Raw genomic sequence first — 9,255 nt, forward strand, 5'->3', positions numbered from 1 at the left:
ACAAATGAGATTGACCGTGTCTTAAGCGGATTCGATACAGGGCGAGACCGACTCGTCGCGGATAGCTGGCAGCGCTGTGTTGAAACCTATGGTATGGATCCCTCACGGCAGGAACCCGCGCATATCCTGCCTGACACCAAATTCCGTGAACATCTGGAACAATCCGAACGTCTGATCGCAACGGCGCGATCGGGGCTGCAATCGCTGTTTGCGCAGGTGGCAGGGCAGAACTACGTCCTGCTGCTTGCGGATGCGGATGGAGTCTGCGTCGACTTCTTTGGCGACCGGAACTTCGAGGACGAGCTCAGAACTGCGGGTCTTCATCTAGGATTCAAGTGGACGGAAGAGTTGGCGGGAACGAACGGGGTGGGTTCGTGCATTGTTACAGGTCAGCCGGTGACGATCCATCAGGGCGATCATTTTTCGATCACACATACGCCGCTGTCTTGTACGGCAGCACCTATTTTTGACACCAAGGGTGGTCTTGCGGCTGTTCTGGATGTGTCCTTGTTGCGTGGACCCTCGCCTAAGGCGTCGCAGAATCTGGCCATGACATTGGTGACGAATTCCGCCCGTCGCGTCGAGATGGCAAACCTGATGGCATCGACCCGGCGCGATTGGGTCCTGCGCTTTTCAGCCAGCCCCGAGTTTCTGGAGGTCGATCCCGAAGCGGCGGTTGCAGTGGACGGAGGTGGCAAGATCATCGGTATGACCTCGGGAGCCCGCCGCGCGCTGGACCCGGACGGTACGGGACACCTGATCGGTTCTCGGTTGCAGGACTGGCTTGAAATCAGCGTTGACGACATGCCCGAATTCATGCGCGGCAGGCCGTCCGAGGACCGTGTATTGCACCTTAAGGACGGGCGCGCGCTTTATGGCCATGCCGTCGCGCCGCAGACACCGCAAATGGCGGCAGCCCTGCGCAAGCGAGAACAGGTTCTGCCCGGGACCCTTGGCAGTTTTGCGGGGCCGGATGCGGACCTTCAGCAACTGTTGAACAAAGCTGCGCGTCTTGCACCAACCAATCTGCCGCTTGTGCTGACCGGTGAAAGCGGAACCGGCAAGACAAAACTGGCGCGTGCAATCCACATGGCCGATCCTGCGACGCAGGATTTTCACACCGTGATCTGCTGCGACACCGAGACACTCGATTTCTGCCACGCCATTGATCCCGGAACGCTGTTCCTGCGCGGTGTCGAAGATCTTAGCAAACCTGCGCAGGCCTCTCTTTTGGCGGTGCTGGAGCGGCGGGCCGATCTGAGGATCATCGCCTCTTGCCGAGAGGCCCCGGCCGGATTGCAAGGTTATCTGCGCGAGGATCTGTTGCACCGGATCGCAGGTGCCACCTTGCCCCTGCCGCCGTTACGACATCGGGCGGATCTGGATTGGCTGATTGATCGCCTGCTCAGACGGTTTGCCAGCCATGATATCCGCCTGTCCACAGCCGCGCGTGCTGATCTGAAGTCACGACTCTGGCGCGGCAATATTCGTGAACTGGAACATCTGCTGCTCAGTACTGTCGCCTTATGTCAGGACAACATCATCGACTTGACGGACTTACCCGCTCCGGTGCTGGCCTCTGATCAAGAGCGGGACGTGGATGATCTGGAAGCGCTCCTGCGCGCCTGTGATTGGAACATGTCCCAGGTTGCGCGGCGGCTTGGCGTGAACCGGTCGACAATCCTTCGTCGTGCGCGAAAGGCTGGGCTTATACCGCCCGTATAACCGCAAGTGCACCCGTGTTGCAGCCTTGTTGCGCGCGCAACAAGCTTAGGTATTTTTGGTCCGGGTAAAGTGCTGACCCTGCAAATCCGCTTGCCCGACGGGTCGCGGATTTGCCAGCCTTCTGCTCCGTGGAGATAGGGAGGATAACATGCTCGACACAACACTCTCGGATCAGGTGCAGGGGTTTCTGGACGTTTTCGGGGCGGCTTTGTCCAAAGGCGATATCGTTGCTGCCTGCGATATGTTTCATGACGAATGCTATTGGCGCGATCTGGTCAGCTTTACCTGGAATATCAAAACGGTCGAAGGCAAGGCGCAGGTGGCAGATATGCTCTCGCACCAGCTGGCCACGACCAAGCCAAGCGGTTGGAGAATAGCCGAAGGTGAGGTGCCCACAGAGGATGGGGGCGTGACCACCGCATGGATCGAATTCGAGACCGAAGTTGCGCGTGGCTACGGTCTGATCCGCCTCAAGGAAGGCAGGATATGGACCTTGCTGACCACGATGGCCGAGTTGAAAGGGCATGAAGAACCCAAAGGGTTCAACCGTCCGCTGGGTGCCAAGCATGGGGCCGGAAAACACCGTACCACATGGGCAGAAGAACGCGCGCAGGAAGAGGCCGAACTGGGCTACAAGACACAGCCCTACTGCGTTATCATCGGCGGCGGTCAGGGCGGGATCGCCATGGGCGCGCGGCTGCGTCAGCTTGGTGTACCGACGATTATCGTCGAACGGAACGACCGGCCCGGCGACAGTTGGCGCAATCGCTATAAATCCCTCTGTCTGCACGATCCGGTCTGGTACGACCATCTGCCCTATATCAAGTTCCCGGAAAACTGGCCTGTGTTCTCGCCCAAGGACAAGATCGGCGACTGGCTTGAGATGTATACGAAAGTGATGGAGTTGAACTATTGGACGCGTACAACGGCCAAATCCGCCACGTTCGACGAAGACAAGGGGGAATGGACCATCACGGTAAACCGAGACGGTGAAGAGGTTGTACTGCGGCCCAAACATCTGATCATGGCGACGGGTATGTCTGGAAAAAAACGCATGCCTGATTTTCCGGGAATGGATGCGTTCAAGGGTGTCCAGGCTCATTCCTCAGAACATGAAGGGCCGGACAAATGGGCAGGCAAGAAAGTTGTCGTGGTGGGGTCTAATAACTCAGCTCACGATATCTGTGCGGCCCTTTGGGAGAACGATGCTGACGTAACTATGGTGCAGCGGTCCTCAACCCATATTGTCCGCTCGGACACCCTCATGGAAATCGGGCTGGGCGATCTCTATTCTGAACGTGCGGTGCGGTCTGGCATGACGACCGAAAAGGCCGATCTGATCTTTGCATCGCTGCCCTATCGCATCCTGCATGAATTCCAGATTCCGGCCTATGCTGCGATGAAAGAACAGGACAAAGAGTTTTATGACGGCCTGGAAAAGGCCGGGTTCTGGCTGGATTGGGGTGATGACGACAGCGGGCTGTTCATGAAATACCTGCGTCGTGGATCCGGCTATTACATCGATATCGGTGCCAGCCAGTTGATCATTGATGGCGAAATCAAGCTGAAACGCGGTCAGGTCACCGCGCTTGATGAATCCGGAGTTATCTTTGATGACGGCACGCATCTGGATGCCGACCTGGTGGTCTATGCGACAGGGTATAATTCGATGAACGGTTGGGTCGCGGACCTGATGGGCCAGGATATGGCAGATCGACTTGGGAAATGCTGGGGTCTGGGCTCTGACACAACCAAGGACCCGGGGCCCTGGGAAGGCGAACAACGCAATATGTGGAAGCCGACACAGGTGCCAAACCTTTGGATGCATGGCGGAAACCTGCATCAGTCCCGGCACTACTCACAGTTCCTGTCGCTGCAGATAAAGGCCCGGATGGAGGGTATCCCGACGCCGGTCTTCGGCCTTCAACAAGTGTACCACCTCAGTTAAATCATGCGCTACAATCATGAAGCGGACTTTCAAGGTATTCGATTGAAAGTCTGCTTTGTCCGGAGGCTTTGTGAAAACTCTGGCTGGTCAGCGAAACATGTCGAAAACACCCTTTATGTGCATTCTCTCGCGCTTCTGCCAGAGCTTTCGTACAGGCGCTGAAAACGAGCGCGACGAGAGAGCTCGTGGGCTGGAGTTTTCACACACCGTGTCCGCACATTGGTCATTCGTTCGACCAGAACGCGCTGTGTTGCAGTGAACTGAGGCTTGGTCGCGAGACCCGTTTTTTACGAACCTAGAGTACCTCTCCTGGTGAGTTGACATCCCGGACAGCGACGGCACCAATGCTGCGGGTGACTAAGGACCGGACCTGTTTGAAATGACCCCAAACCTGAAAGGCGCGCTGCTGATGATGGGCAGCATGGCGGCCTTCACCATCAATGATGCGCTGGTCAAGGCCGCCGGGGCGGAGGTGCCGCTGTTCCAGATGGTGGCGATGCGCGGGGTGCTGGCGACAGTTTTGGTGTATTTTCTGGCGCGTCATCTGGGGGCGCTGCATCTGAATTTTCCGCGCCATGACAAGTGTCTGGTGGCGGCACGGTGTCTGGCCGAGCTTTCGGCGACGTTTTTCTTCCTGACAGCGCTTCTGCACATGCCGCTGGCGAATGTAACCGCAGTTTTGCAGGCTTTGCCTCTGACCGTGACCCTGGGTGCGGTGCTGTTCTTCGGTGAACAGATCGGCTGGCGTCGGGTTCTGGCCATTGCGCTGGGGTTTCTCGGTATGCTGCTGATTGTGCGACCGGGCCCCGAGGGGTTCAGCATCTATGCCATTTACGCGTTGATCGCGGTTGTGTCGGTCACCATCCGAGATTTGATCACACGGCGGATGTCGATCCATGTGCCCTCACTGGCGGTCACATTAGCGACCTCGCTTACAATCACCGCCGCGGCGGGATGCGCCTCTCTCGCTTCGGGCTGGCAACCGGTTTCGCCGGGCGCGGGGCTGATGGTCGCCTGCGCGGCGGTGTTCGTGCTGACCGGCTATTTGTGCAGCGTCATGGTCATGCGCGTCGGAGATGTCGGATTTGTCGCGCCTTTCCGCTATTCCAGCCTGATCTGGGCGCTGGCCCTGGGCTGGCTGGTGTTCGGTGACTGGCCGGACTCGGTTACTCTGCTCGGGGCAGGGTTGGTGGTAGGTGCCGGGTTGTTCACGCTGTTCCGCGAACGCCACTCTCACGCAGCGGAGTGAGTCCGCCGAACAACGTTCTGTTCAATGGCAAAGCGGGCGATGAATTCTCCCTCTTGCTCGGGTGTAAGCGGGGACAATTCTGTGATGCTGTTGCGGGCGTGGGGTGAATCGTTGAATTGGTTCAGCGTGCGCACCCACATTGGCGCGTCCGGGTAGCTGATCACCGGCATGAAGTTCCCGATGCGGTGATGGGCGAAATTCATGATCGTCTGCTCGCAGCCGCCGCGCACATGCATGGCGAATCCGACGCCTAACAGAGGCCGAAACACCTGCGCGGCCCAAATGCCGTCTGCCCCGAAACGGGCTAGAAAACCCTGATTATAGTCGATGGCGACTGTTTTGTTGTTCGCCATCAGACCTTGGCTCTCGACCGCGGCGATGCGCAGGCGCTCGACGAAATCCACCGACACGGCATCGTCATCGTCGTGGCGGAATTGCAGGCAGGGAGCGCTGGGGTCGTCGCGCGCGGCGTTCAGGATCTCTTTCATCACTTTGCGGTGCCGGGCAGGCGCGCGCGCGATGATCCGGACCTGTTTCATGCCAGAGGTCAGATCGTGCAGCCGGTCAAAGGCGGTTTTCGGCAAGCAATCCCCGATCACGATAAGGAACTGGAACTCTTCATCGGTCTGTTCCCTGAAACAGGGCAGGGTGGTAGTTTCGAAAAGCCGGAACCGCTCTTCCAGACGGGCCGGATTATAGAGGTACTGCCTGCGTTCCTCGATCGTGTCATGTTCGACCTGAAAGCCCCCGTGGGCGGGGTAGGAAAAGCGGCAAAGGCCTATGACTTGCATGGTTCATCCGTCGGGTAAAATGGTGAGCAGACTATGCCCCCGTCGTCATACCCTCGCAACGGCTACCGAACTGGAAACCCCCATCACGCCCTGATATTTGCGTGCTATCGGGTCACTGGACCGCCTCATTGGGGGTTGCTGTTGACACTTGGGCCGACTCCCCCTATTACGCGCGTCATCTCGGTACCGGGGGCCGCCCCAAAACCGATTTCAGTAATGAACTGGTCAAGACCCGGACAATTTTGCAGTTCGCGTCCTCTGATAACCAACCGCGACGTTCACCTCGGAATGGGAACGCTCGCGGATTTTGCGCTTGTGGACGCATAAGTGCAGCAAGTTTAACCGCACGCAACGCGCGTGCATGTCATGTGTGTTGCAAAACGGGGAAGAAACCGGAATGCCAACTATTCAACAGCTGATCCGCAAGCCGCGGCAGCCCAAAGTAAAACGCTCGAAGTCCATGCACCTGGAGCAGTGCCCGCAGAAACGCGGCGTCTGCACGCGTGTTTACACCACCACGCCAAAGAAGCCGAACTCGGCTATGCGTAAGGTTGCCAAGGTGCGCCTGACCAACGGGTTCGAGGTCATCTCGTACATTCCCGGTGAAAGCCACAACCTGCAGGAACACTCGGTTGTTCTGATCCGTGGCGGCCGTGTGAAAGACCTTCCTGGTGTGCGTTACCACATCCTGCGCGGTGTTCTGGATACTCAGGGCGTCAAAGACCGTAAGCAACGCCGTTCGAAATACGGCGCGAAGCGTCCCAAGTAAGAAGGAGAGGCTGATATGTCACGTCGTCACGCCGCCGAAAAACGCGAAGTCCTGCCTGACGCCAAATTTGGCGACAAGGTTTTGACCAAATTCATGAACAACCTGATGATCGACGGCAAGAAGTCGGTCGCAGAGCGCATCGTCTACAACGCGTTCGACCGCGTTGAGAACAAGATCAAGCGCGCTCCTGTCGAAGTGTTCCACGAAGCGCTCGACAACATCAAACCGTCGGTCGAGGTTCGCTCGCGCCGGGTTGGTGGTGCAACCTATCAGGTTCCGGTCGAAGTGCGCCCCGAGCGCCGCGAAGCACTGGCCATCCGCTGGCTGATCACTGCTGCGCGTGGCCGCAACGAAAACACCATGGAAGAACGCCTCGCCGGTGAGCTGCTGGACGCTGTACAGTCCCGCGGTACCGCCGTGAAGAAGCGCGAAGACACCCACAAGATGGCCGAGGCGAACAAAGCCTTCAGCCACTACCGTTGGTAATTCCAGAGGCTTATCAAAATGGCACGCGAATATACACTCAACCATTACCGTAACTTCGGTATCATGGCGCATATCGATGCAGGTAAAACCACCTGCTCGGAACGCATCCTGTATTACACCGGTAAATCCCACAACATCGGTGAGGTGCACGATGGTGCAGCCACCATGGACTGGATGGAGCAGGAGCAGGAACGCGGTATCACCATCACTTCGGCTGCGACCACCACTTTCTGGGAACGCACCGAAGACGGTCAAACTGCTGACTCGCCTAAGCACCGTCTGAACATCATCGACACCCCCGGCCACGTTGACTTCACCATCGAAGTCGAGCGCTCGCTGGCGGTACTCGACGGTGCTGTTTGCGTTCTGGACGCAAACGCCGGTGTTGAACCCCAGACCGAAACCGTGTGGCGTCAGGCTGACCGCTACAAGGTTCCGCGTATGGTTTTCGTCAACAAAATGGACAAGATCGGTGCTGACTTCTTCAACTGCGTTCGCATGATCGAAGATCGCACCGGTGCACGTGCTGTTCCGGTTGGTATTCCGATCGGTGCAGAATCCGAGCTTGAAGGTCTTGTTGATCTGGTCACCATGGAAGAATGGCTGTGGCAGGGTGAAGACCTTGGTGCAAGCTGGGTCAAAGCACCGATCCGTGACAGCCTGAAAGACATGGCTGACGAATGGCGCGGTAAAATGATCGAAGCGGCCGTCGAAATGGACGACGACGCGATGATGGAATACCTGGAAGGCAATGAGCCCGACGTTCCCACCCTGCGCGCCCTGCTGCGCAAAGGTACGCTGGAAATCGCGTTCGTTCCGGTTCTGGGTGGTTCGGCGTTCAAGAACAAAGGCGTCCAGCCTCTGCTCAACGCTGTGATCGACTATCTGCCCAGCCCGCTGGACGTAGTCGATTACATGGGCTTCAAGCCCGGCGACGAGGAAGAAGTTCGTAACATCGCACGTCGTGCAGACGACGACATGGCCTTCTCAGGTCTGGCGTTCAAAATCATGAACGACCCCTTCGTTGGCTCTCTGACCTTCACCCGTATCTACTCGGGCACCATGCAGAAGGGTGACTCGATCCTGAACTCGACCAAAGGTAAGAAAGAGCGCATCGGTCGTATGATGATGATGCACTCGAACAACCGGGAAGAGATCGAAGAAGCGTTTGCAGGCGACATCATCGCGCTGGCGGGTCTGAAAGACACCACCACCGGTGACACCCTGTGTGACGCGAAGGATCCGGTGGTTTTGGAAACCATGACCTTCCCCGATCCGGTGATCGAGATCGCGGTCGAGCCCAAAACCAAGGGCGACCAAGAGAAGATGTCCCAGGGTCTGGCCCGTCTGGCCGCTGAAGACCCGTCCTTCCGCGTGGAAACTGACCTGGAATCCGGTCAGACCATCATGAAGGGCATGGGCGAGCTTCACCTGGACATCCTGGTTGACCGTTTGAAGCGCGAATTCAAAGTCGAGGCAAACATCGGTGCGCCGCAGGTGGCATACCGTGAAACCATCTCGATGCCGGTCGAGCACACCTACACCCACAAGAAACAGTCGGGTGGTTCGGGTCAGTTCGCGGAAGTCAAGCTGGAGATCCAGCCGACAGAGCCGGGCGAAGGTTACTCGTTCGAAAGCCGCATCGTTGGTGGTGCTGTTCCGAAGGAATACATCCCGGGTGTTGAAAAAGGCATCAACTCGGTCATGGATAGCGGCCCACTGGCTGGCTTCCCCGTGATCGACTTCAAGGTTGCCCTGCTGGACGGTAAATTCCACGACGTTGACTCGAGCGTTCTGGCGTTCGAAATCGCATCGCGGATGTGTATGCGTGAAGGCATGCGCAAAGCTGGTGCGAAACTGCTGGAACCGATCATGAAGGTCGAAGTGATCACCCCGGAAGAATACACCGGCGGTATCATTGGCGACCTGACCTCGCGTCGTGGTCAGGTTTCTGGACAAGAGCCGCGCGGCAACGCGATCGCGATCGATGCATTCGTTCCGCTGGCGAACATGTTCGGCTACATCAACACCCTGCGTTCGATGTCGTCGGGCCGCGCCCAGTTCACCATGCAGTTCGACCACTACGATCCGGTTCCGCAGAACATCTCGGACGAGATCCAGGCGAAATACGCATAAGCGAAGATTTGAGGGAGCTCCGGCCTGGGGCTCCCTTCATTACCGACAAAGGAGGCCATCATGGCAAAGGAAAAGTTTGAGCGTAATAAGCCGCACGTCAACATCGGCACGATTGGCCACGTTGACCACGGCAAGACCACGCTGACCGCAG

8 protein-coding genes are annotated in these 9,255 nt (G+C 57.7%); 7 read left to right on the forward strand and 1 reads right to left on the reverse strand.

The genetic code is table 11. The features are described 5' to 3' along the window. Nucleotides 1-93 precede the first annotated feature (93 nt). The 3 genes from ACR0IM_RS22055 (at nucleotide 94) to ACR0IM_RS22065 (ending at nucleotide 4,922) form a co-directional block, all read left to right on the forward strand. Nucleotides 94-1,725: a sigma-54-dependent Fis family transcriptional regulator gene (locus ACR0IM_RS22055; protein ID WP_480683236.1), complete on the forward strand. Its 1,632-nt coding sequence runs from the start codon at nucleotides 94-96 to the stop codon at nucleotides 1,723-1,725. A gap of 148 nt (nucleotides 1,726-1,873) precedes the next feature. Continuing rightward, on the forward strand, nucleotides 1,874-3,673 hold the full coding sequence (locus ACR0IM_RS22060; protein WP_480683237.1) for an NAD(P)-binding domain-containing protein: 1,800 nt from the start codon (nucleotides 1,874-1,876) through the stop codon (nucleotides 3,671-3,673). A gap of 379 nt (nucleotides 3,674-4,052) precedes the next feature. Then, nucleotides 4,053-4,922, forward strand: a complete 870-nt coding sequence (locus tag ACR0IM_RS22065; protein WP_480683238.1) for a DMT family transporter — start codon at nucleotides 4,053-4,055, stop codon at nucleotides 4,920-4,922. On the opposite strand, the gene ACR0IM_RS22070 is transcribed toward ACR0IM_RS22065, so the two are convergent. Then, a complete protein-coding gene (locus ACR0IM_RS22070) occupies nucleotides 4,907-5,713 on the reverse strand; it encodes a putative rhamnosyl transferase (protein WP_480683239.1) in 807 nt (268 codons plus the stop codon). The two genes, ACR0IM_RS22065 and ACR0IM_RS22070, sit on opposite strands and share 16 nt — an antisense overlap. A gap of 397 nt (nucleotides 5,714-6,110) precedes the next feature. Here ACR0IM_RS22070 and rpsL point away from each other — a divergent pair, with 397 nt between their 5' ends. The 4 genes from rpsL to ACR0IM_RS22090 form a co-directional block, all read left to right on the forward strand. Beyond that, nucleotides 6,111-6,482, forward strand: coding sequence for a 30S ribosomal protein S12 (gene rpsL, locus ACR0IM_RS22075; RefSeq protein ID WP_005621086.1), 372 nt, complete (start codon nucleotides 6,111-6,113; stop codon nucleotides 6,480-6,482). 15 nt (nucleotides 6,483-6,497) lie between these two features. After that, nucleotides 6,498-6,968 carry a 30S ribosomal protein S7 gene (gene rpsG, locus ACR0IM_RS22080; RefSeq protein ID WP_039529242.1) on the forward strand — a complete coding sequence of 157 codons (471 nt, stop codon included), beginning with the start codon at nucleotides 6,498-6,500 and terminating at the stop codon, nucleotides 6,966-6,968. An 18-nt stretch (nucleotides 6,969-6,986) separates the two neighbouring features. Continuing rightward, complete coding sequence (gene fusA, locus ACR0IM_RS22085) at nucleotides 6,987-9,104, forward strand: elongation factor G (RefSeq protein ID WP_480595530.1); 2,118 nt, start codon at nucleotides 6,987-6,989, stop codon at nucleotides 9,102-9,104. A gap of 60 nt (nucleotides 9,105-9,164) precedes the next feature. Continuing rightward, nucleotides 9,165-9,255 (forward strand): GTP-binding protein (locus ACR0IM_RS22090; RefSeq protein ID WP_036223564.1); only part of this gene is annotated, 91 nt, incomplete at its 3' end.

This window comes from Ruegeria sp. BF6, from assembly GCF_056538665.1.